This is a genomic window from Koromonas humicola, assembly GCF_059726255.1.
In genome coordinates this window covers 1,932,724-1,956,571 of sequence record NZ_AP040873.1, presented here as the reverse complement: position 1 = coordinate 1,956,571, position 23,848 = coordinate 1,932,724, and the positions used below count along the sequence as shown (strand labels likewise).

At 55.6% G+C, this 23,848-nt stretch carries 16 protein-coding genes and 1 other RNA gene; 6 read left to right on the top strand and 11 right to left on the bottom strand.

Going from position 1 to position 23,848, the window contains the following annotated elements:
• Positions 1-256: 256 nt before the first annotated feature.
• From smc to AC6IZD_RS08435, 5 genes are all read right to left on the bottom strand, one after another.
• A complete protein-coding gene (smc, locus tag AC6IZD_RS08455; protein ID WP_497787250.1) occupies positions 257-4,219 on the bottom strand; it encodes a chromosome segregation protein SMC in 3,963 nt (1,320 codons plus the stop codon).
• A gap of 566 nt (positions 4,220-4,785) precedes the next feature.
• A complete protein-coding gene (locus AC6IZD_RS08450) occupies positions 4,786-6,159 on the bottom strand; it encodes a dipeptidase (protein ID WP_497787249.1) in 1,374 nt (457 codons plus the stop codon).
• A gap of 100 nt (positions 6,160-6,259) precedes the next feature.
• Positions 6,260-7,357 (bottom strand): glycine oxidase ThiO, encoded by a 1,098-nt coding sequence (thiO, locus tag AC6IZD_RS08445; RefSeq protein WP_497787248.1) that lies wholly within the window; start codon positions 7,355-7,357, stop codon positions 6,260-6,262.
• Positions 7,358-7,405: 48 nt separating this feature from the next.
• On the bottom strand, positions 7,406-8,086 hold the full coding sequence (locus AC6IZD_RS08440; protein ID WP_497787247.1) for a class D sortase: 681 nt from the start codon (positions 8,084-8,086) through the stop codon (positions 7,406-7,408).
• Positions 8,087-8,237: 151 nt separating this feature from the next.
• On the bottom strand, positions 8,238-8,867 hold the full coding sequence (locus tag AC6IZD_RS08435; RefSeq protein WP_497787246.1) for a hypothetical protein: 630 nt from the start codon (positions 8,865-8,867) through the stop codon (positions 8,238-8,240).
• A 337-nt stretch (positions 8,868-9,204) separates the two neighbouring features.
• Between AC6IZD_RS08435 and AC6IZD_RS08430 the strand changes: the two genes are divergently transcribed.
• Both AC6IZD_RS08430 and AC6IZD_RS08425 read left to right on the top strand, forming a co-directional pair.
• The gene (locus tag AC6IZD_RS08430) at positions 9,205-10,014 is read left to right on the top strand and encodes a hypothetical protein (RefSeq protein ID WP_497787245.1); all 810 of its coding nucleotides are present in this window, start codon (positions 9,205-9,207) and stop codon (positions 10,012-10,014) included.
• A gap of 58 nt (positions 10,015-10,072) precedes the next feature.
• Entirely contained in the window at positions 10,073-10,591 is a 519-nt protein-coding gene (locus tag AC6IZD_RS08425) for a DUF421 domain-containing protein (RefSeq protein WP_497787244.1), read from the top strand.
• Between the two features lie 204 nt (positions 10,592-10,795).
• On the opposite strand, the gene AC6IZD_RS08420 is transcribed toward AC6IZD_RS08425, so the two are convergent.
• Positions 10,796-13,015: a transglutaminase TgpA family protein gene (locus AC6IZD_RS08420; RefSeq protein ID WP_497787243.1), complete on the bottom strand. Its 2,220-nt coding sequence runs from the start codon at positions 13,013-13,015 to the stop codon at positions 10,796-10,798.
• A gap of 99 nt (positions 13,016-13,114) precedes the next feature.
• Here AC6IZD_RS08420 and ffs point away from each other — a divergent pair.
• Positions 13,115-13,212, top strand: an RNA gene (gene ffs / locus AC6IZD_RS08415) — signal recognition particle sRNA small type.
• A 416-nt stretch (positions 13,213-13,628) separates the two neighbouring features.
• Here ffs and AC6IZD_RS08410 read toward each other — a convergent pair.
• Positions 13,629-14,933 (bottom strand): acetyl-CoA hydrolase/transferase family protein, encoded by a 1,305-nt coding sequence (locus AC6IZD_RS08410; protein ID WP_497787242.1) that lies wholly within the window; start codon positions 14,931-14,933, stop codon positions 13,629-13,631.
• Between the two features lie 266 nt (positions 14,934-15,199).
• Here AC6IZD_RS08410 and AC6IZD_RS08405 point away from each other — a divergent pair, with 266 nt between their 5' ends.
• On the top strand, positions 15,200-16,201 hold the full coding sequence (locus AC6IZD_RS08405) for a beta-ketoacyl-ACP synthase III (protein WP_497787241.1): 1,002 nt from the start codon (positions 15,200-15,202) through the stop codon (positions 16,199-16,201).
• 120 nt (positions 16,202-16,321) lie between these two features.
• On the opposite strand, the gene AC6IZD_RS08400 is transcribed toward AC6IZD_RS08405, so the two are convergent.
• Positions 16,322-17,557: a M48 family metallopeptidase gene (locus tag AC6IZD_RS08400; protein ID WP_497787240.1), complete on the bottom strand. Its 1,236-nt coding sequence runs from the start codon at positions 17,555-17,557 to the stop codon at positions 16,322-16,324.
• Between the two features lie 275 nt (positions 17,558-17,832).
• Between AC6IZD_RS08400 and AC6IZD_RS08395 the strand changes: the two genes are divergently transcribed.
• Positions 17,833-19,167 (top strand): inositol-3-phosphate synthase, encoded by a 1,335-nt coding sequence (locus tag AC6IZD_RS08395; protein WP_497787239.1) that lies wholly within the window; start codon positions 17,833-17,835, stop codon positions 19,165-19,167.
• 67 nt (positions 19,168-19,234) lie between these two features.
• Here the strand turns inward: AC6IZD_RS08395 and AC6IZD_RS08390 are convergent, their stop codons facing one another.
• Both AC6IZD_RS08390 and AC6IZD_RS08385 read right to left on the bottom strand, forming a co-directional pair.
• Complete coding sequence (locus tag AC6IZD_RS08390; RefSeq protein WP_497787238.1) at positions 19,235-20,512, bottom strand: NfeD family protein; 1,278 nt, start codon at positions 20,510-20,512, stop codon at positions 19,235-19,237.
• Between the two features lie 149 nt (positions 20,513-20,661).
• Positions 20,662-22,290 (bottom strand): tetratricopeptide repeat protein, encoded by a 1,629-nt coding sequence (locus tag AC6IZD_RS08385; protein ID WP_497787237.1) that lies wholly within the window; start codon positions 22,288-22,290, stop codon positions 20,662-20,664.
• A 151-nt stretch (positions 22,291-22,441) separates the two neighbouring features.
• Here AC6IZD_RS08385 and AC6IZD_RS08380 point away from each other — a divergent pair, with 151 nt between their 5' ends.
• The gene (locus AC6IZD_RS08380) at positions 22,442-23,005 is read left to right on the top strand and encodes a hypothetical protein (protein ID WP_497787236.1); all 564 of its coding nucleotides are present in this window, start codon (positions 22,442-22,444) and stop codon (positions 23,003-23,005) included.
• Positions 23,006-23,053: 48 nt separating this feature from the next.
• Here the strand turns inward: AC6IZD_RS08380 and pyrF are convergent, their stop codons facing one another.
• On the bottom strand, positions 23,054-23,767 hold the full coding sequence (gene pyrF, locus AC6IZD_RS08375) for an orotidine-5'-phosphate decarboxylase (RefSeq protein WP_497787235.1): 714 nt from the start codon (positions 23,765-23,767) through the stop codon (positions 23,054-23,056).
• Between the last annotated feature and the right edge of the window lie 81 nt (positions 23,768-23,848).

Genomic DNA, 23,848 nt, shown 5'->3' with positions numbered 1-23,848 from the left:
AACAGTGAGCCGATTTTGTCAATGCAGCTTTTCAGTCGTCGATTTGTGAAGGAGTTAGGAGACGGCGCGCTCCAAATTAAAGTTCTCAAAGCCAGTAAACACGCGGGCTTCAGCGCGCATCACGATTGGGAGATAAAACTTGCGAACGCGGAAACTCCTGAATCACATTTCACGGCTTTGACGCAACCGATTGATGGTAACGGGCCGCGTGAGGAGGGAGAAACTGGCGCTCAAAGCTGAGCGCCAGTTCGCATTTCTAAGCAGTGGCGGCTTGTGGTTGCTCTTGCTCGGCTCCGAAGCGCACGCTTACGATGCGTGATACGCCCGGTTCCTGCATCGTTACGCCATACATCACTGGGGCCATGCTCATCGTCTTCTTGTGGTGCGTAATGACGATGAACTGTGTTTCGAGGCTCATCTCGCGCACCAGTTCTCCGAAGCGCGTTACGTTAGCTTCATCGAGAGGTGCATCGACTTCGTCCAGGATGCAGAATGGCGCAGGCGCAAACTGGAAGATTCCGACGAGCAGGGATAGAGCGGTAAGCGCCTTCTCTCCGCCAGAAAGCAGCAACACGTTCTGCAGTTTCTTACCCGGAGGCGAGGCCACGATATCGATTCCGCTCTCGGCCGTGTTCTCCTCATCCGTCAACTTCATCCAAGCCTCACCGCCTCCAAATAGCTTTTTGAAGGTCCGCGTGAAGTTCTCGTTGATGATTGCGAAGGCTTCGTTAAACTTGCCGCGCGAAATCTCCTCGATTTCCTTGATTGTGTTGTGTGTATTCTCGATGGACTCAAGCAAGTCTTTGCGCTGGGTCTCAAGGAACTCGTGACGCTGAGCGGTCTCGGTGTATTCCTCGAGAGCCATCATGTTCACCGGCCCCATTCCCTCCAGCCTCGCGCGCATCTCGCGATACTTCGCATCTGTCGCCACCAACTCTTCGCCTGTCTGATAGACGAGCGATTCGTCAGCTAACAACTCGTCACGAGTCTGGCTCAACTCCTGCACGCAAGTCTCTACCAGGTGCTCAATGTCACTGCCTGTCTTAGCTGCCTGCGCGCTCAACTCTCCGCGACGATCGCGTACTTGATCGAGCACTTCACGAGCGGATTTCAATTCAAGTTCAATCGCTGCAAGTCGCGCCCGAACCTCTTCGCTCTCAAGAGCCAATGCCTTTTCACGTGCTTCTGCCTGTTCGCGCTCGCTTTGCCATTCAACCAGCTTCGATGCAAGCAACTCGTTCTCTTGCTCGCGCTGAGCTTTCTCTGCGGCTGCGCCTTCCATCTGCGACTGTAGGGAATTTACTCGCTGATTTACTTCCGCGACCATCGACTGGATTCTCGCCAGCGATGCTGCGGCGGCGCGGCGGCGTTCCTCTAGTCCAGCCACGCGGGCCATGACTTCGCTCGCAGACTGGGCGGCGGCGTCGCGTGCCTGGCGCAATTCTGCTACGTTTGCCTGCGCCGCGCTCATTTGAGCTTCGAGTTGCAGACGCTTGTTCTCCTGCTGCTCGAGTTCCGCTTGGCGTTCGTCGATGAAAGCTTCGCGGCTCTGGCGCTCACCCGACAAGCGCTGCAGTTCGCGCTCGTAGCCCGACATGCGATCGCGCACCCGTGCCATCTCGCTTTCCAGTTGACGCAGGCTGTGACCGCTAGTCATCACCTTCTGCTCAGAATCTCTGCGTTCGGCTTCCAACTGGTCCAGCAGGGAAGTAAGCGCTTGGATTTCGCTTCCGAGCACAGCAACCTTGTTCTCTTGTGCCGAGAGAGAACGTCCGAGAGCCTCAATCTGATGCTGCACTTCGCGCAGTTCGCGCTTCATCTGCAGCGGACCTTCAGCGAGTTTCTTGCCTCCGGTAACGGTCACGTTGTGGAAGCATTCGCCCGTCAGCGACAGATAGAACGCATCGGGATTTTCAAGCGCCAACGCGCGGCCAGTTTCAGCATCCGGCACGATGTATCCATTGCCGAGCTTCGGCAGGATCACTTCGAGGGAACTGCCGAAGTTCTCGGGCACTCGAATGCAATCCTTTAGCGGAATAACGCGATCTTCGCGGAGGTGTCGCCGCATGCTCTCGTCGAACACGAAACTGAATTTCGCTTGCGAATCGTCAGGGTGAACAAGGAACGTGGCTCGTCCTTCGACGTCACTGCGCAGGAGGTTCAATCCTTCATTCGCTGCATTCCAGGACTTCACGACGATGAAGTTCAACTCGTCGCGCAAGAACTCGTCCACAACTCCTTCGTACTTGTCTTCAACTTCGATGAAGTCGGCGAGTACTCCTACTGGAGTGTTATCTCCGTTTAGTTGGCCTGAGCGGAGAAGCTTACGAACCGATTCCGTCGAGAAGCCATGCTCCTTGATGACGGCTTCGAGCGATGCGCGACGGCCCTGCAGTTTGGCCGATTCCGACCGCATCGAGTCCATCTGTCTTTTAGCCTCGACCTCTTCAGTTCGCTTCTGCGAGATCTGCGCCCTCGTCTCGGTGAGCCGTGCTGTGATCGCTTTCGAGCGCTCCGTCGCCGATTCAAACTCCAGGCTGATCTGTCCGCGCTGTCCGCCGAAGGACTCCACCTGCTGATTGGCGGAACTCAATTCCTGTTGCAGTCGCTCGGTCTCGCGCTCCAGTGCAGCGATGCGCTCCTCGGCCTGAGTGATGCGGTTACGAACGGCGGATGCGGCGTTGATGGCGTCGAGCATCTGACGGCGTTGCTGCTCTTGATTGCGCTCTACTTCCATCAAGCGTTGCGCAGCCTGTTGTGACTCCGTCTGGCGCTGATTACGTTCCTGCTGCGCGTTGGCCACGTCTGCAGCAGCACTTTCGAGCACCTGCTGATTGGCCGCGAGTTCGTCCTCAAGACGCTTCAACTGCGCGCTCGAACTGCTTGCCTCAGCTTCGGCAGCAGCGGCACGCGCAGTAAGTTCGGCACAGCGTTCTTCGTTATTGCGACGGCGAGCGGTGGCTCGCTCCATCTCCAAGCCGACTTGATTCAGTCGCTCGCGAGTTTTCTTTGCTTCGGAATCGATCGCGTAGCCGTGTTGTGTACGTTCCGCAAACTCGGCATCCATCGCCTGAACAGCTTCGCTGCGGGTATGCAATTCTTCCGTGAGCTGGTTCAGTTCTTCGTCAAGCTTCTTGGCCTGAGACTCAAGCTCCGTGAAACGGCTCGCAAGCACAATCCGCAGTTGGACGCGCATTTCGTCGCGCAGCTTGGCATAGCGTTCCGCTTTCGCAGCTTGCCGCTTCAGCGAATTCATCTGCCGCGTAACTTCGTCGAAGATGTCATTGATACGCGCGAGGTTCTGCTTCGCATCTGCCAAACGTGCTTCTGCAAGGCGCTTTCGCGTCTTGAATTTCGTAATGCCTGCGGCTTCTTCGATGATGTTTCTACGGTCAGTTGGCTTCGAACTCAGAATCTGCCCAATGCGTCCCTGCTCAATCAAGGCGTATGACTCGGGACCAAGGCCGGTGCCCATAAAGATATCCTGAATATCGCGCAAGCGGCAGAGTTTCCCATTCAGCAGGTATTCGCTTTCTCCGCTGCGGAACAGGCGGCGCGTTACAGCGATCTCGCCCTTTTTGAACGTGGTCTTGAACTTACGACGCCGAATCTTCAGCACCACTTGCGTGCCGCCCGCCGAAGTCTCACCACCTTGGTCCCCGGAAGCCGAAGCCTCCGGAGACACAGAGGAAGCTCCATCGCCTGCGGAAGGTGACGGAGAAACCCCCTGGACGTCTGCGAGTGCAGTGCCAGGGGTGGCGGCGGAAAGATCGTTGCCAGACGCAGTTGCTGCCGGGATCTCGATTTCGTCGGTTTGGCCGGGGCGCACCTCTTCGGTGTATTCCTCAACATCGCGCTCGCGCTGTGCGCGGAGCGTGGCCTCGTCCCAGTCTTCAGGCATGTCGTCCTGAATGTCGATTACTGGCGCATCAATTTTGCCTTCGTACACGTGCGGATCGACCAGATGCAGAGTCACTTCGGCCATGCCCGTAGGCTTGCGCTCACGCGTACCGGCGAAAATGACGTCCGTCATGTGCGCGCCGCGCAGGCTCTTGGCGCTCTGTTCGCCGAGAACCCAGCTAATCGCGTCCGAAATGTTCGATTTACCGCAACCGTTGGGACCAACGATGGCCGCGATGCCGTCACCGGGGAACCTCAACTCGGTGCGATCGCAAAAGGACTTAAAGCCCAGGATCTGAAGCTTTTTCAGTTTCAGCAACTGTGTACTCCTTGCGCCCGGTTCTCAAATTCGGGCCTTGTTCTCGCGCTCGCCGCCGGGCCTGACTGCTGCCTCCGCAAATCGGCGGTCTGCTGGTAATGAGGGCCGCCTCGGCTGGAAGCTGCCCTGTGTGCCCTTGCCATGCGAGATAGTTTCGTATCCCGATCCGCTTTGGGCACTGCGCGAGTGGTGGCTGGTAACTCGGAAGATCCGAGCCCTCCCAGGCCTTTTGAGCGGGGAGGTCCGCCTCGCAAGTTGATGCCACTCTATCGAGCGCCCAGTAGGGGAGTCAAGAGACAAAACCCCATTTGTTGTGGTTACCTGTGTAAAAGCCCCATATATGCACCTGATGTGCAGCAACAAACGATCGTCTGCACCTATAGCCGTGCAGAAGCGTATTGGCGCACGTCATCTGTCACAATCAAAATGTGTGGGGAAGAGGTCGAAGGAGAACTACAGAGCCTTTTCAGACTATGTGGACTTGCGAGTAAAACGCAAGAAGCTGAATTGTGGTGGCACGAAAGGAAAAGCCCGGCTTTCACCGGGCCTGTTGCGGAACCAGATCTCTACTTCTCGCCTAGGATCGACAGGAACCGGACAACCGACTCGATTCCCCTGTAGAAGTTCGGAATATGGAACTTCTCATTTGGCGCATGGATGTTGTCATCAGGAAGGCCGAGCCCCATCATCACCGAAGGAATCTTCAGATCGTTTCGGAACTGTCCCACGATCGGGATTGATCCACCGGAACGTGTGTACACCGTGTCCTTCCGAAAGACTTCATGTAGCGCTTCATTCGCGGCTCTGATGTAATCGTTGTCGGTACTGACGACCACAGCCTTGCCCTTGGAATGCACCTTGATGTTGAGCTGAATGCCGATCGGCTTGATCGAGTTCACGTAGCTCGTGAGCTTCTGCAAGATGTCATCTGGGTTCTGGTTGGGAACCATTCGCATGGAGATCTTTGCCGAGGCCTTTGCCGGAATCACCGTCTTAGCACCTGCTCCCGTGAAACCTCCCGGCATGCCGTGCACTTCAAGTGTCGGCCGCGCCCATGTCCGATAGAGTACGGAATAGTCCTTCTCACCCGTCAGTTCCGTCGAGCCCACCTCTGTTTTGCGGTAGTGCTCTTCATCAAACGGGAGCGATTCCCATGCTTTCAATTCATCATTCGTCGGAGCTTGGACGTCGTCGTAGAAGCCGGGAATCAGGACACGTCCACTCTCATCCTTCAACTTCGTGATGATCTCGCAGAGCGCAAAAAGAGGATTCGGAGCCGCGCCACCATACACCCCCGAGTGCAAATCAGTAGCAGCGCCTCGCGCTTCAATTTCCGTGTAGAGCATGCCGCGCAGGCCTACGCATAAGGTAGGCAGGTCGGGAGCGAACAATTCCGTATCGCAAATGAGCGCCACGTCTGATTTCAAATGATCGCTGTGCTCGTGGACGAATTTCTCGATTGCTTCGCCACCGACTTCTTCTTCGCCCTCAAACAGCACTCTCACATTTACTGGCAGCTTGCCGTCTGCTGCAAATAAAGACTCCAGAGCCTTGATCTGCATCCAGAGTTGGCCTTTGTCATCCACTGCGCCACGCGCATACAGGTTCTGATTACGTTCAGTCGGCTCAAACGGAGGAGAGACCCACTCGTCCAAAGGTTCTGTTGGTTGTACGTCGTAGTGCGCATAGATCAGAACGGTAGGCTTTCCTTTTGCGTGAAGCCAGTCGCCATAAACGAGCGGATGTCCTGCGGTCTCGATGAGCTCCACGTTCTCTATTCCAATACGTTTCAGCTCCGTCCCGATGAATGCGGCGGCCTTGTCGATGTCGCTTCGATGTTCTGGAAGAGTGCTGATGCTTGGGATGCGGAGTAGTTCCTTCAACTCTTCAAGGAAGCGCTTTTCGTTTTCCTTGGCGAATGAGATCGCAGGCGATGCCATGATAGGGAAGTCCTTTCTCAACGTGAATCGAACTGGAGAGTATAGCATCGCCGCTCATCGTGTTTGCCTCACTGGCAAGCGAAGCGGGCCGCGCATTGAATCACGAAAAGCGCTGCGGTGAGAATCGTTCCAGCGAAACTGGTGATGAACCGGTCAGTATCACTGAGGCAATCACTTCTGCTGTTACCGGCGCCAAGAGGATTCCATCGCGATAATGGCCCGTCGCTGCGAAGTAGCCGGGCAGAGCTGTCGCACCAAGTAATGGAAGGTTGTCGGGAGTTCCCGGGCGAAGCCCTGTCCATGCCTCAGCAATCTTAGCTTCCGCAAACTCGGGAATGAGTCTCGCAGCGGCTGCTTGTAGGCGTTTCACACGATAACTATTCAGCGACTTATCAAATCCAGCCGGTTCAACAGTGCTGCCCACAACATAGCGTCCGTTTGTGCGCGGAATGATGTAGCACCATCGCGAGCGGAGGACATGTCGAAGGACTCGCCGTTGCTCGCGCTCCGGTACACTCATCTGAAGCTCTTCCGGAAATGCGAGAGCCACCATATGTCCCTTAACCGGCGACGTAGGCAGCCTTACGCCCGATCCCGCGATCTGCGAAGCCCAAGCGCCCGCGCAATTCACAACGGCATGTGCATGGTATACAGCTTCGTTTGTGCGGACGCCTACTGCTTTGCCGTTCTGTACTTCAATCTTCTGCACGGTTTCGTTAGTAATTAGTTCAACGCCACGCTTCTGGACTGCACAGCGAAGGGCAGAGACCACGTCCCTCGGATCTACCGCACGTTCGTCCATCGTGTAGGGAGAATCGGGAGGAATCGTAAGTTTTGGCTCCAAGGTAAGAGCCTGCTCGGAAGTGATCTTGCGAATACCCTCGTTCTCAGGAATCGGATGTTCTTCGAAAGCAATGACTCCGTTGTCACGAAGGTCAATCGCGTGCCCGGATTCGGAGCTCAGCTGAGTGACGAAAGTCCGATACAGCTTTGCACTACGATGAGCCAGTTGGAGCAATTCAGCGGGAAGGACCGGGTCCAGATCCGCAATCATGCCTCCGCCGGCATGCGACGCCTCTTGCCCGGGTTCCAGGCGTTCAAGAACTAGCACATTGAGAGACTTGCGAGACAGTTCCCAAGCGAGGGACAGACCAATGATCCCTGCGCCGATCACGATGGTATCGTACGATTTCAACACGGCTACATTGTAATCAGAACAAGCTCTCGGCGCGACCTCGCCGCTTCGTTAGTCGGATTCGTGGCTGCGTGACCGTTTCACTGAAGCTTGGTGAATTCGAGAACGAGGAGCATTGGGCCTCGCGAACTCAACGGGTGTTCGCGGCAAGGAGGGCGTGACACCAAGCAATCTGCTTACAATCACCAAGCGCTTAGGCGCCAGGCCAGCATAGAATGCGGGATCGCAAGTAATGAGAGTGAGCCTGTCGTCCTTGGTAGGGGCGGCCACCGATATGTTAGAAGGCTTCACAATTCGTAGTTGATCTACTACATAGGTGAAAGTCCGACCATCGCGTTCAAGAATGATGCGGTCCGCTGGCTTAAGCTCTGTGATTCGCCGGAAGAACATCTCGCGATGAGCGCTGATGACAACATTCCCCGGATCGCCGGGCAAAGCTGTCCCCGTCAGGTGCCCTGGACCAAGCATTAGCGAGATCGGACCTGTTCCTTCAACAACAACGGCGGAGAAACCGATGGCAGGAATTGTCAGGCGAGAAAGAGTGCCATGGCGCACACTCAATGAGGCTCGATGGATGATTCCCGTCTCGGCATCTAGTTGCTGCTGCTTCCAGACCGTCTGTAAGTGGTGTTGTTCCAGAGCCATGATTCCGTACTGCGCACCCACAAATCCCAGAATTGCGACCCCAGAGAACAACAGCAACGGCGCTAGGTGAGTTCGTAACGAAGACACTCTAGTGACCAGGCGCGTTGGCTTAGGATTCAGACGCAAGTTGAATGATCCACGCGGGTCGGTCGTGGTGCCGACTCCTAATCAAGATAGATGCGGTGAATCATCGCAGAAACACTGGCCCGAATTGGATTGTATGGTCGAATCGAGAGCTCTATCGCGATCGCGAACGCATGGTGTGCGCTGCGCCGCCGATCAGCAATCCAAACCCGATGATTGACAGTAGAGGAAGTGGGCTGCCAGCTAGCGGAAGGTTCATATCTCCGTCGCGGCGCAATTCGGGAGGAATCGGCGCAGCAGGAGCACTAGCGGCAAGCGTATCCAAGCCGTGCTGCTTTGCTCCACGTGGACCATTGGTCGGAGCAGGCGCGTTATTAGCCGGTACTTTGAACTGCACGGTCGCAGTCCCTCCCTGTACGGGAGAGTTGTTCGCGTCCACCAACGTTACGCGGATGCTGTGAACGCCGGGCTGTAGATCCGCAAAGGTGTAGCTCAGAGAGCCAGTGTTCACCGGATCCAATGCGTCCAGTTGAATCAAGAAATTTGGTTCGCCATTCAGCGCGGGGCGAAGCAGTTCAAAGCGTAGGTCAACGAAGTTGGCCCCAAGCGTCTGGCCTGCAACGGGTGTCAATATCCGGATAGAAGAAGATTGAGGCTGTGCGTTCACAATCTCCGGCGTAGCTGTCTGACTTGGAGTCGGAGCTGGCTTGGATGACCGATCCTGAGCTATCCCGAGAGCCGTGGCCACCAGCGCCAACAACAGTAGGATTTCAAACTTTCTCATGTACTCTCCCCGAGTATGTACGCGACGCGTCAGATACAGCATTCAACTCCACAAAAAAGGTGCGCCGCTGCCTTTTCTGCTGTAAGGACTCAAGCTTCCCGAGACCTGTTTTCTGTTCACTCGCCCTGAGGCGCCCTGCGACTTGGAGCAAATTCACTCAAACTACAATTCTTCTGTTCCATGTTGATGCAAGGCGGACGCCAAACTGTTCAGTTCAGGCCAGCTGCTCTGAACTGTTTTTTGCCTTAGTTCAAACCTCCAGGTGCTAAGGTTTCTCCGTTGACACTGGGCAGGTGCACTGGAACAATCAATGCAGTCAAATCCCAGGAGCACTCATATGCCTGAAGTGGTCGAGATCAAGAACGTGGAGAAACAAACAAGCGCGGTCCCGCTGATAGCTGGCGGCGTAGTGGTGGTCATTCTTTTTGCGGTTGCTCTCTATCTGATCTTTGATCTTCGCGGCCGCGTGAAGGCACTCGAAGCCAACGCAGAACGCCAAAGTGCTGAGACGAAAGTGATCGAAGATAAGCTGCACCTGACCAGTAAGAACATTGAAGCTGGCATGGAAGCTCTCGGCTCGAAAGTGGGCATGACCCAGGAAGAACTCGCGACGCGGGCGGCTGAGTTGAAGGCACAGCAAGAGCGCTCGGCCGCGAAATTGAGCGCGGCGCAGCAGGCCACTAACAAGCAAGTAGATAACGTGAACTCTGCAGTATCAGGAGTGAAGAGCGACCTGGGTGGCGCAAAGAATGACATTGCGGCCACACGCTCGGACTTGGCTGCGACTAAGGCAAAACTTGAAACCGCAATTGGCGACTTGAACGTCCACAGCGGATTGATCGCGAAGAACCATGACGAGCTTGAGTACCTGAAACATAAGGGTGATCGCAACTACTTCGAATTCTCACTGCGAAAGAAACAACGTGTTCCAATCTCGACCGTAAGCCTCGAACTGAAGAAAGCAGACGCGAAGAAATCTCGCTTCACGCTCAATGTTTACGCCGATGATCATACGATTGAGAAGAAGGATCGCACGCTGGGCGAGCCGCTGCAGTTCTATACCGGACGAGAGAGACAGCTCTATGAGGTAGTTATCTTCAACGTGAGCAAGGACCAGATTTCAGGCTACCTGGCTACACCGAAATAGTAGATTCGTTTGGCGCGGGAGCCCGGCACAGCCGGGCTTTTTGCTATATGGGAGAACTATGCTGACGACGTGGATGACGGCTTTGCAGATTATTGCGCGCACCGGCGCTGTGTACATCCTTGTGTTGGTTGGAGTGCGCTTGACGGGCAAACGGGAGGTCGGACAGATGACACCGTTTGACCTTACGTTGCTGTTGCTACTGAGTAATTCCGTGCAAAATGCGATGACCGGTCCGGACACCTCGCTCGCGGGAGGCGCGGTGGCCGCGGGTGTTTTGCTGGGAATGAACTATGTCGTTGCAGAACTGAGCGGCATGAATCGGCGATTCCGTCGAATGGTGCAGGGATCGCCATCTCTACTGATCCACGACGGGAAGCTCATCCCTGAGCACTTGAAAAGAGAACACGTAACCGTTGACGAGGTCATGCGGTCGCTGCGCGAGCATGGGATCGGGAGCATTGGAGAAGTGGCGATTGGCGTCCTCGAAGTAGATGGTTCCCTTAGTTTTCTCAAGATGGATGAGGTGCCTGAAGGAGTCAGAGCCCGGCATCGAATGCGATTCCTGAAGCGAGACTGAGGAAATCTCGGCGGAATCTACACTGGCCAGGTAAAAAGGAACATTAGCGTGCAGGTAAATACCTTCAGACCGGAAGTATGACAATGTGGTTAATCGTTCCTCCTGTCGGGAGAATTTAGCCCTAAGCGGAGGCCGGAAGGAACCTTTCGTCGGGAATTCTGGCAGTGACCCAGGAGCACTTCAAAACGGGAGAGGGTGGATTCGTTAGCGACGCGTCAGTGCTTTCGTAACTTGGTCGTAAAGTGCAGGGAGGTTGGCTGCGGCGGATTGGGATTCGCCGTAGCGAGCGTGCTCATACGCAATGGTGAAGCGCAGCACAGAATCCCGCAGACCGGAATCAGGTATCGAGTCAGCGAACTCATAGGGAGTCTGCGCAGGAGAGCGCCTGTAGCCTCGGCGAGCAAGGCGGTTGCTCATACGGATGTAGAGCAGTGATGTTGCGGCACTGGAAGACTGATACGCTGTGGCACGACGTACATACCGATACAGCGCGCGCAAAGCGAACAGGAACGGTACGAGCAGAACAAGACCGAGAAGAATCAGCCCTGGGCGAAGGAGCCGTCGTGGATTGTCGGTTGCGGTCTCGTGCAGTCGGCGAGCTGCTTCGAGCATGTGCTGATATTGGTGGGCGTACCAATGTCGCATCCTGTCCATTACCCGCTGAGCCTGGTGCACGCTAGAGGTAGACAAAGTCTGCTGGTGAGCCGCGTCGTAGTTCACGACCCATTCGCGCCAGAACTCTCCTGCCGCATCGAAGTAGAGCTGGATTCGAGACCAGACGGTCATTACGGGCGGAGTAGCTCCGCCCGGGGTCGGGTCGAACGTTATCCATCCGGCGCCCGGAATGTAGGCTTCGACCCAGGAGTGAGCATCACTCGCACGCACGATGTACGTTGAGTTCACCTCGTTGAACTGCGCGCCTCGAAAGCCGGTAATAACGCGTGAAGGGATGCCGATAGTCCGGAGCATCACCGCCATGGAGGATGCGAAGTACTCGCAGTGCCCCCTGCGGCGGCGGAACAAGAAGTCAGCTAGAGGATCGGCAGGAGGCGAGGACGGCAACTGGAGCGTATAGCCGAACTGCGTCGTCAGATAGGTTTCAATCGCACGTGCACGACGGTAAGGCGAAACCTCGGAGTCCGTCAACCTGTGGGCAAGCTGGACGATTCTCGGATCGAGCCGAGGCGGAAGCTGATAATAGCGGCCCGAAAGTTGAGGCACAGGAGCAAGAGGGTGATCGAGGGTCGCTGTGGTGGGCTGTGAAACGTCAGAGACACCCTCGTAGACTCCTGCCGTGCGTTCGTTGTCGAAGCTCCGAAATGACTGGTCGTCATCAACAATGATCTGATGGAAAGTACCAAAGAGCGCCTGCGCAACTGGGATAGTGAAGATGACATTGGTGCCGATCGGTTCCATCAGGACGCGGTAGCGGATCATCTCAGGATGCGGGCCTCGCGCAATGCGCATTTCATCGCGGCGCGCTGCCTGTGCTGTGTGCGGCAGAAGCTGCATTCCTGGCGAAACGATGTCCGGGCCGCCGTGAGGGTTCGTCCAGCGTTTCCCGTCGAAATTAGTAAGAACGGTTCCGCGTAGCCGTACATCGTGATACGAACCTGAACGTGCGGCCTCACCCTCGATTCGAAGATGGGCGACGATCGAAGAAGATTGCTGAATATGCCCGATCTCGCCGAGGTTCACGGAATCGGAAAAGCCCGTCGATACCCCGTCATTTTGCGCATAGCGAGATAAGTAGCCTCCGCTCATGCGTGGCATGGCGAAGAAGAGAACAGTGGACACTCCAAGGATTGACAGAACGACGACGGCAGTCGTGCGCGCCAAGGACGTTGAGAGGAGGCGGATGGGCGAAATCTTACGATTGCGCTTGCGAAGGCCCGGGAAGACGAGTGCCTCCGAGTTGGAAGCCGCTAATGCAGACCGTCGCATTTCCATCACCATGAAGGAAAACACGGCCAAAACAATGAAGAGCGCAAAGGAAGGGAGGAAGGCCGAGTCCACCGTCAGGATCGCCGCCGATAGCACCATCAGGAAGGAAAGTATCGCCAGATACACATAGTCTCGGTCGCGCTCAACAGCAAAGAGCTTGACGCACATACCAAACAACACTAAGTGGACCGAGGGCGCTAGGAAATCGTGCGAGATCAGCAGGAAATCGATTAGGTAAACGAGGAAGTAGATCACCGCCAGCCAGGAAGTTATCTGGCGCGGAATGACGATGCGGCGGTTGAGGACGAGCAGGGCCGCGCGAACCAGAAGCGCGCCAGAGACAAAGACGACGCCGAAAAGGTCCAATTTCCCAGTCGAGGCTAAGGCGGCGAATCCCGTGACGACCAGAAGAAATATGGAGGTCTGAAACAGGCGCTCGATCTCCGGGGGCACAGGACGGGATGGGGCAACCGTGGACATCCGACCTCAGTATAGATGCGGCCTGACGTGCACTGGCGAGTTTTCCTCAGGACAGGGATGAACCGATAAAACGGACGTGGTAGTATCGAATCTGGTCGGACATCGGTCTTACGCGATGAAACCCCGCCAACCCCGCCAGGTCCGGAAGGAAGCAACGGTAACGGGTCGTTTCGTGCGCAGTGAGTCGCCGGTGTCCGGCTTTATTTTTTTGGTACGAAACCTCATCTAGTCCCGCTTTGAACCAGTTCCCATTCGGTTACCCGCTAGTGCATTGACCCTACGTTTTATCTCCGAAAACTTTATTCCAACGCGAGAAGCTTGTTTCGGGAGAAGATGTTTTTATGGAGCTTGGGGCAATGCAAGTCGGCGTGTGTAAGCAGGAAACAAATGTGCCGCGTTCCGCTATCCGCGGGTTAATTGTGGCCATTCCGTTTTCATTGATGGCTTGGGTGGCAGTCGCAGTCGTGATCTGGAAATTGTTCAGCTAAAGAGCCCTGCGTTCATCCCACAGTTGCAAAAATACCGGGATGTCGGGCATTACTGCGAGCCATCCCGGGTCACCTACCATTCGTCCAGACGGTTGGCGAATGTTGGTCGTTGAACTGATCTGTGTCTATTTTCCTGATGCCATGCTCGCAGCTTTCCCTGCTCCCCTAAGCGCATCACGGAAAGCAGGGTGCGCAATAGCAACGAGAGCTTCAGTTCTTTGCTGCAATGTCTTCCCGCGCAGGTCGGCAACGCCGTATTCCGTTACAACGTAATGCACGTCATTTCGCGAGGTCGAGACCGCAGCGCCGCGATCGAGTTCGCAGCATATCCGTGAGATAGTACCGTTGGCAGCAGTTGAAGGCAGGGCAATGATCGACTTGCCGCCTTTGGACCGGCCGGCTCCACGAACAAAATCAACCTGACCTCCTATGCCGCTGTATTGAACGTCACCGATCATCTCGGCGTTGACCTGTCCGGTGAGATCGACCTGTAGCGCGGAATTAATGGAAATCATGTTGTCGTGCTGGCCGATGATGTGGGGATCATTGGTGTAGTCGACCGGGTGGACTTCGACTGCGGGGTTGTTGTGCACGAAGTCGTAAAGCTTCTTTGTGCCGACAAGGAATGTGACGATGAACTTGCCTGGGTTGAGAGTCTTGCGGTTGTTCGTTATTACGCCCGCTTCGGCAAGGGTGACTACTCCGTCGGAAAACATTTCGGAGTGGATGCCGAGATCTTTCTTGTCCATGAGAGAGAGCAGGCAAGCCTCGGGGATGGCGCCGATTCCTAGCTGAAGCGTAGCGCCGTCCGGAACGAGTGACGCCACGTGTTGGCCGATGAGGCGCTCGACTTCTCCAAACTTCGGTGCGGGAACTTCCTTGATATCCGAATCGCTCTCGACAATGTAATTGATGCAGTCAAGATGGATTTTTGCGCCTTCGGTATGGGGCAGCCGAGAGTTCATCTCCGCAATCACGACCTTGGCAGACTCCGCGGCAGCCTGGGTGTAGTCACCCGAGAGTCCATAGCTGCAATAACCTTGCTCATCTGGAGGGGTTACCTGAATGAGCGCAACATCTACAGGAAGGATCTGGTGCTTGAAAAGCCGAGGGACTTCAGAGAAGAAACAAGGTGTGAAGGTGGCGCGTCCTTCCTGAACCGCTTTGCGATTTGGAGCGCCGAGAAATGGGCCATTGAAGTGGAAGCTAGGTTCCATGTCTGGGTGGTTGAAGGCTCCGGGGCCGACCGCGACCATGTGAAAGATCTCTACGTTGCGAAGTTCGGGCGCGCGGGAGATCAAGGTTTCAACCAGCAGTGGAGGCTCGCTGCATGCATGCCCGAGTACGACTCGGTTTCCAGATTGGACCACGCGAAGCGCGTGCTCGGCGGAGACTAGTTTGTCGCTGTATGTAGTGCGCCAGTTCTTCAAGTTGTCCTCTTAAGTGCCGGGATTATGAATACCGCGGTGGCGATTGAAACTGAACGTCGCCTGTAATGCGGAACGTCGGCGCAACGATACTTTATGAATTATGACTTCAGATGTGATGGCGATCACGGCCGCATGTGAGTGCGTAAAACGGTAACGAGGCGCAATTGTTGAGGTTGCAACAGGAGAGTCCATCAGAGGTGAGTGGTTTACATTCCTTTCACAGTGGGCGACAATTGACGCATTACTAATACCGGAGAAATTGGGAGTTGAATAATAAGAGACGGGCCAAAATCACGGCTTTAGGTGCATATTTGCCTCCGCGCGTGCTCGCAAATGCCGAGCTTGAAAAGATGGTAGATACCACGAACGAGTGGATATTGGAGCGTACAGGAATCCGCGAGCGCCACATCGTAGATCCTGGTACAGCGGCTAGCGATCTGGCCGTTGGCGCAGCGAAAGATTTGGCGGAGCGGCATAACGTGGACCTGAGCACGGTCGAGGCGATCATTGTGGGAACGGTCACTCCCGACATGATGTATCCGTCGACTGCGTGCCTGGTGCAGAAAAAGTTAAATCTGCCACAGGTATGGGGATTTGATCTGTCGGCCGGATGCTCCGGGTTTGTGTATTCGCTGACGGTGGGCACCAAACTAGTGGAAAGTGGCGCACACAAGAAGGTCCTGGTGATTGGTGCTGACGTGAACTCGTCGATGATCGACTATACGGATCGGTCAACGTGCATTTTGTTTGGCGATGGTGCTGGCGCCGTGCTGCTGGAACCGGCAGAGGAAGGCGAAGATGCCGGATTCATTGACTTTGTCCACCAGATCGAAGGTTTTGGCGGCGATTACTTGTACATGCCTGGCGGCGGCAGTCTGAATCCCTCTTCGCATAAGACGGTTGATGAGAAGATGCATTACGTTCATCAAGATGGGCAGCAGGTGTTCAAGTACGCCGTTAAGAAGATGGCGGAATGCACAGAGCGAGTCCTCTCGAAGTGCGGCATGACCGGTGCCGATGTGGACTGCTTCATCTCACATCAGGCGAACAAGAGAATCATTACTGCAACGGCTGACCGTCTGAAAATGCCTCGCGAGAAAGTGATCATCAACATTGAGGATTACGGCAACACAACCGCAGGCACTATTCCTTTGGCGATGAAGACGGCGGTAGATAGCGGTCGTCTCAAGAAGGGGAACAACCTACTGATCGCATCGGTTGGAGCTGGATTTACGAGCGGAGCTTCGGTTATGAAGTGGGCGTTCTAGCGCTCTGAATAAGAAGCCTTAAGCCCTCTTCGGGGGGCTGTGGGGGAAGGTGATGCGGCGCAGAAAGCGAACTTCGATAGGACATTATTTGCCGACTCCCAGGCGTTGTCTAGGGAAGAGTCATTTCTGGCTATGGCCTGGATATGAAAGCGCAAAACGAATCCGGTCGGAAATTGGCGGGTGGGAATAGCTCCAGAAGACGAGAAGTCTTGAGGGTTTCGGATATGAATATGACTTTTCGCCGAGCAGTTGGAATGACTGTGCTGCCACCTGTCCAACGTTTGGCGTCACTGGTTGCGTAATTGCCAGGCCATAGACATCTGCTTTGTGTTCTTCCCATCGGCTGAACGTGCTGCCCAGAGGCTCGCCCACAAAGGACAGGACGGAAGCAATCAGCATCAGCAAAGGCAAGGAAGACCAGTCGGCAAGTGAGGGGGTGTGCATACGCGGGCCGAATCTTTGCACGACTGAGGTTGCGACACGGTGTAGCAGCCAGAACCCAATCAACATGAGCAGGGCAGTGTAGGCCATGCCGAGATATATGTGATGGAGTACGTAGTGCCCCATTTCGTGGCCGAAGATAAATAGAGTTTGCTGCAAAGTGAGGTCGCGAGCGGTTGTATCCCAAACCACTATGCGCTTGGTCGCACCAAACCCAGTCACATAGGCGTTGTAGGTGGTGACCTTGTCGCTGGCGTGCATGAGGAAAATGCGCGCCTCCGGTATGTCGAGGCCTGCGGAATGAGCCAGCGCACGCAGTTCGCGCGTCAGTGCCGGATTTGTGTTTGCCAGCGGTTCGAAGCGATTGAACAGCGGATCGATGATGACAGGGGCAGCAAATACCATCGCGGCCATAATGGGCAGAGCGGCCAGCCAACTATAGAACCACCAGCGCTTGGGCGCGTTATCAATTACGGTATATAGGCCCCACAGCACGAGCGTGGCAAAGATGACCGTAAGCACCTCGCCTTTCGCCCAATCGGCTAACCATGAGCCCCACCCCTGAACACTCAAGTGGTAACTGAGCGATATGTGATGCCCATAGATACTCAGGGGCAGTTCAATAACGGAGAGGGTGATAAGGAGTGCGGGGACGAAAATCGCGGCTTGGACAAATCGCTTGCGTGATATAGCTTCGGCTGCCTGACGAAGACGTGGTCCGAAGCGAACGGCAATTAGTACGAGCAGAATCGCGAAGCCAAGGATCGTCGAAGTTAGCGATAGGACGACGCTCGTACGGTGCAGGCCTTCGGACTTGTGCAATTGATCGGGAGTCAGTGTGTAGGACGTGATGGTGCGTTGAGCGACGGCTTCTCCGGGAGTAAGCTTGATTGCAGTGCTTTGATTTGTCGGCATTCGGTCTCGTTCAATTGCTTCTCGACGGCTACTGTCGATTTCTCATCGCGGAACATTTTCGCATCTCGCGATGCGTGCGCGAATTGGCTAGTGATTGTACTCAATGCGAATAGGGTTCCATTCCCTGAATGAAAACGCATCACAACCCGCAATGCACACCATTCGACATTCGGGTTGCCCCACATAGTAAAACATGTTTGCCAAAGCAGCACTGCACGAGAGAGCATAAATTGTTTGTAGTATTGAGGTTGACTCTTCAAGGAAGTGATTCATAGATGGCGACAGGGCAAAAAAACACTACTGAAATCGCAGCAGCCCAAGGAAAGCTTGGCGTATTGGTCGTCGGATTAGGCGCAGTGGCTACGACGTTCATAGCCGGCGTCGAAGCCGTTCGCAAGGGCATTGCCGCCCCCATCGGTTCGTTGACGCAGATGGGAACCATTCGACTTGGAAAGCGAACTGATGGACGTTCGCCGATGATTAAGGACTTCGTGCCTCTCGCCGAACTGAACGACATCGTCTTCGGCGCGTGGGACATTTTCCCCGACAACGCATATGAAGCGGCATCGAAGGCCAAAGTGCTGGAGAAAGAGCTTATCGAGCAGTTGAAGCCTTACCTCCAGACCGTTAAGCCGATGCCAGCCGTGTTCGATCACAACTATGTCAAGCTGATCGACGGCCCGAACGTGAAGAAGGGCAAGAGCAAGAAGGACCTCGTGGATCAGCTTCGCGCTGATATCCGCAACTTCAAGAAAGAAAATAACTGTGACCGCCTGCTCGTGATCTGGTGCGGCTCCACAGAGAGCTTCCAGAAGGCAAGTGAAGTTCACGAATCGGTTGCCGCGTTCGAAAAGGGTTTGGAAGCAAGCGATCCGAATATCTCGCCGTCTGAAATGTATGCATTCGCGGCTTTGTCGGAAAGCGTTCCGTACGCAAACGGCGCGCCAAACTTGAGCGTCGACCTTCCCTGCATGCAGGAGCTTTCGAAGAAGAACAATGCACCGATCGCTGGTAAGGATTTCAAGACCGGCCAAACTCTGATGAAGACCATTCTGGCGCCGGGATTCAAAGCCCGCCTGCTGGGAATGAGCGGATGGTTCTCGACGAACATTCTTGGAAACCGTGACGGTGAAGTGCTGGAAGATCCGGGTTCGTTCAAGACTAAGGAAGAATCGAAGCTGAGCGTGCTGGAGCACATTCTACAGCCGAATCTCTATCCGGACCTTTACGGCAATATCTTCCACAAAGTCCGCATCAACTACTACCCGCCGCGTGGCGACAACAAGGAAGGCTGGGACAACATCGACATCTTTGGCTGGCTCGGATACCCGATGCAGATCAAGGTCGATTTCCTCTGCCGCGACTCGATCCTTGCTGCACCGCTGGCTCTGGATATCGTTCTGTTCCTCGATCTCGCAGCGCGCACCAGCTCGCTGAAGGGAATCGGCATCCAGGAGTGGATGAGCTTCTACTTCAAGTCTCCGATGACTGCGCCGGGACTCTATCCTGAGCACGACCTGTTCATCCAGCTCATGAAGATGAAGAACACCCTGCGTCACATCAAGGGTGAAGAGCTGATCACTCACTTGGGTCTGGAATACTACGATTAATTGTTGGCAAGACTAGCGAAATGGGCAGGAGCCGAGGCTTCTGCCCTTTGTTTTTGGGATCGGAGTCCTACTTGAACGGCTCGACTTCCAACTCCAATTCATGAATGGCCACTACGCGGACCTGAGAACCGGAAACAAGTGGTTGCGAAGAATGTGCGTTCCATAATTCGCCGTGAACAAACACTTTTCCGGTAGGAGCCAAGTTACTGCGAGCTACGCCCAACTCCCCGATGATTCCCTGTGGGCCGGTGGTGATTTTGTTGCGGCGGGCTCTCCATGCGATTGACATCAGGAAAGCTGTAATCAGCCCGAAGGGAAGGCTCACACCCAGGGCGGTCAGGAGCCGGACTCGCATTTCTGGGATGGGGCCATCGACAAGCAAGACGCCTCCCAGGGTGAGCGCGACGATGCCTCCCAGCGTGAGGACGCCGTGGGAGACGAACTTTGCCTCCAGTGCAAAGAGCACAAAAGCCAGAAGAATAAGGGCAAATGAGGCATAGCGCGTGGGTAGCAAGTTGAGAGCGAAAAGGGTGAGCAAAACAAAGATCACGCCAACGACGCCGGGAATGATAGCCCCCGGGTGGTTGAATTCCGCATAAAGCGCAAGTCCGCCGATTGCCAGGACAAGGAAGGCGATGTTGGGATCCATCAACCAGCTTAGAACCCGCTGCCGGACCGTCATAGGAAGATCCTCGACAGGCTGGTTTGCAACGTGAAGTACGGCAGTCGAACCGTCGAACCGCTTTATGGTGCGTCCCTCAATCTGCGTCAGGAGGTCGGCTTCGTCGCGGGCCGTGAGGTCGATCAGGTGTAGTTCGAGCGCTTCCTTTTCAGTCCAGGAAATTGATTGGCGGACCGCTTTCTCCGCTTCAGTCGCGTTGCGTCCTCGACGGGAAACGTAGGAGCGCAGAAAGGCCGCCGTATCATTTTCGAGCTTGGCCTTCATGACGTCGTCCATTTTGCCGCCTCCAATCGTTACCGGATGCGCAGCGCCAGTGTTGGTGCCATGCGCCATGGCCGCCACATCAGCCGATTCGAGGATGAAGAATCCGGCAGAGGCGGCACGCGCCCCGCTCGGCCCGACGAAGATGACTACAGGGACGGGGGAGGATTCAATTTTCGCAATTATGTCCCGAGTTGATTCTAGAAGGCCGCCAGGGGTGTTGATCTCGATCAATAAGGCAGACGCGTGGCGTGCTTGTGCGGCTGCAATGCCGCGCGAGATCTGTTCGGCGGCTATTGGCTGAATGGTGCCATTGATGCGAACGCGCAGAACTTCGGCGCGAACTTGAAGAGTGCACCCCAAAATGAGAAACGCAAAGATGAGCAGATGGAAGCGTTTCATGATGAAACCTCCGGTGCACGTCGACAAGATATCAGAATGCGGGCACCATACGGGCAAATCTGCATTGTTTTCACTTGGGCAGACTTGCGCGCCGGCACAAATCTAACGCTGCCACGTGATTCGTGCAATCGCCCAGTGTGGTCGGCGTCCTACTGTGCTAGATCCGCTCGCTGGTTTTGAATCTCCTGCCGCACAGCTTTTGCGTCCTCATTCGACGGGTCCAAGGCCAAGGCCTTCTGCAGATTCTGCTCGGCTGGTCCGCTCTTATGGTCATGGAGGTCCGCCCGCGCCAGAACAAGGTAGGCTTCGGCGTTAGGTTGAACGGCTAACGCATTCTGCGCCTCACTGCGCGCCTGAGGTAACTTGTTTTGAATCACCAGCGCATGAGCGAGTCCTGCGAGAGCTTCCGCGTTTCCGGGGTCGAGGTTCAGCGCTTCTCGGAACTGTTTCTCCGCCTCTGGAGCCGCGCCATCTTTTAGGAATTCCCGGGCGCGTTCAATGTGCATCGTGGGGCGCTCCGTGGGTTTAGCCTTGCCTACCGATTCATCGATCGCCTTCTGGAGCTCGACCGCGAGTTGGCGATACGAACTCTCGTCATAATTGCGCTTGATTCGGGTAAGCGGCACGGAGAGGGGGGCGGTGCGGATCGCGCTAGCATAAGTCGCGTTCAGAGCATCCTGAAACTGGCGCGCTTCGGTGTCATTAGGGCGACGGCTGAGAGTCTCCTTTAGCTGTCTCTGAGCTCCCGCGAGGTCTCCCTTGCGGTAAAGGGCGATCGCAAGGTTGAAATGGTAATCGGCATCCGACGCATCGGCCTGAACCGCCTTCTGGAAGTAGTCAGCAGCGTCATGCCGTCCCCGGCGGTTCTCAGCAACACCGATGTTATTAAGAACTTCGGTTAGCGGCACGTGCTCCGCAGTAGCTTTGAAGGCAGTGGCAGCCTTTTCAAACTGTCCAAGATGGAAAGCCGACATCCCGAGCAGGAAATGGGCCTCATTGGTGGAGGCATCGTCCGAAGGAATCTTCGCAAACCAATTTGCGGCCTGATCGTAGTCACGCGTTCCGTAGTACGTCTTTGCAAGCAGCATGATTGCCTGCGCGTACTGGGGATTGATGCTGATGGCAGCTTTGAGATACCGAATCCTGTCCGAAGTGCCGGTCGCGACTACGCCGCGGATAAAGTTCTCAAATGCATTTAAGCGAATCGCCGGCGCGCGTTGGACGAAGGTCTGCCGAGGTTCAGAGAAAGAAGGTCGTATCTGGCGAAGTACGTCCCACGCCAAAGCCGTCTGAATGCTGAGGAGTTCGGTGAGCGGGCCGCTCTCAACCAGATCTTGTGAGAGGCGCAATGCCTTCATATCGAGGACCTGCGCGCGGGACGTAAACGTTTGCCCGTCGTACGAATAGCTGCCGAGGACGATGTAATCGGCATCGAGTTGCGACGCAATGCGGTACAGAGTTGCGCGCGATGCATGCAGATTCACAGGGATCCCAAGACGGTCAAAAGCATACTGGCGATCGTCGCGGCTGATAAGGAAGAGCGACTGCGTGCCGAGCCTTTGTCCCAGGATTTCTGGAAAAGCCTCACTAATCCACTCCAAGCCGGGCTGATGAGTGGAGTTGTCGAACGGGAGTACCAGCACCGACTGAGTGCCAGGTGCAGCCTGCCCCATGGCCGATACGGTGAGGAATGAGAGCAGCAGAATCAGGGCAAAAAGTAACTTTTGGCTATTCGGAATCAAAGCTCCACCATTATAGCGGGTGACGCGTTCCGGCAATGATTCTGTGTCTCTGAAAATGGAATCAAGGCTTTGGAACGGCCCAACCTCCTACGGCAAGAATGGTTCTAAGCCTCTAGTTCGACAGATACTCGAACCTACGCGTTGTGCCCTTCGTCTACGCAACCGAGAAATGGGGAGAGCATTCAAGATGAAAAACAAACTGATCTATGTAGGTACTGTTGCGCTGATGGCCAGCACGATGGCTTTCGCGCAGAGCACGAGCTCTCAGACTACCTCACAGAGCACCAGCGCTCAGACTACGATGGATTCGCAGACCGGTAGCTCAACATCGTCAGCACCGCAAACCGGTGGGTCGCATACGGATGCGCGAGGCGATCTGCCTGCAGTGAAGCAAGGCGAGACTCAGAGCGGAACGGCCACGCAGTCCAATCAAGCCGAACGTCCGGGCGCTATGGGCACTCCTGCGACTCCGAACGAAGGCGTAACCCCGCGGGGCGAGACTCCGGCGACGGGTGTACAGACGGAAAAGAAAGGGCAATCGCAGGACAACGACACGCGCCCTGGATCAAATCCCTCTGTTCCTGCGACGAATGGAACTGACAGCACTTCAGCACCGAGGAGCATGAGCAGCAACCCGGACTCTACTAGCACGCCGGAGTATGCAAAGCCCATCACGTCTTCGGATTCGGCTACGGAATCCAAGCCCGCCCAGAACTCGACTGACACGGGAACGCAGAGCCCAAATAAATAAGTTGGTATTTACGGAAAGCTCCCGGCTGCGGTCGGGAGCTTTTTTGTGTCATTCCTTGCAGGCGTCCTGAATTTGGTGAGCGATCGCTCTCGCCGAACTGACTGGATCGTCGGAGGAGGTAATCGGTCGCCCCACAACCAGGTGGCTGGCGCCCGCACGAATCGCATCAGCGGGGGTCACTACACGAGCCTGATCGGCTGCAACCGCTCCCGCCGGTCGGATCCCCGGGGTGACCAAGGCGAAACCTGACCCGAGTGTCTGTCGCAATCTAGCAGCTTCCTGCGCGGAAGCAACAAGCCCGCCGCATCCCGCGTTGATCGCCAGCGCGCCCAACCGCAGCACTTGAGATTCCACTCCGCCTTGCACACCGACGTCGAGCAGATCTTCCTGCGACATCGAAGTGAGAACCGTGACGGCTAGCACGGTAGGTTTCACTGAGCCTTGTGAAGCAGCCTCGGCCGCGGCTCTGAGCATTTTTGAACCGCCCGAAGCGTGCACGGTCAGCATCGAGACACCGAGTGCGGCTGCGCTGCGGACCGCTCCAGCGACAGTATTCGGTATGTCGTGAAACTTGAGATCCAGGAAGACCCGCTTGCCGCTTGAAACCAGGTGGCGAACAATGCTTGGGCCCTCGGCTGTGAATAGTTCCTTGCCGACCTTGTAGAAGCTAACGGCTTCACCCAATCCTTGTACTAGCGAACGAGCCTTCTCGGCATCAGGGACATCTAGAGCAACGATCAGTTTTTCTCGCGGGTCTTGCATAGAAGAAGAATACCTTAGGCGGATCGGCTTTGGGGTGCTGCGAAAAAGCAAAGACCCCACAGCGGGGGTATGCTGTGGGGC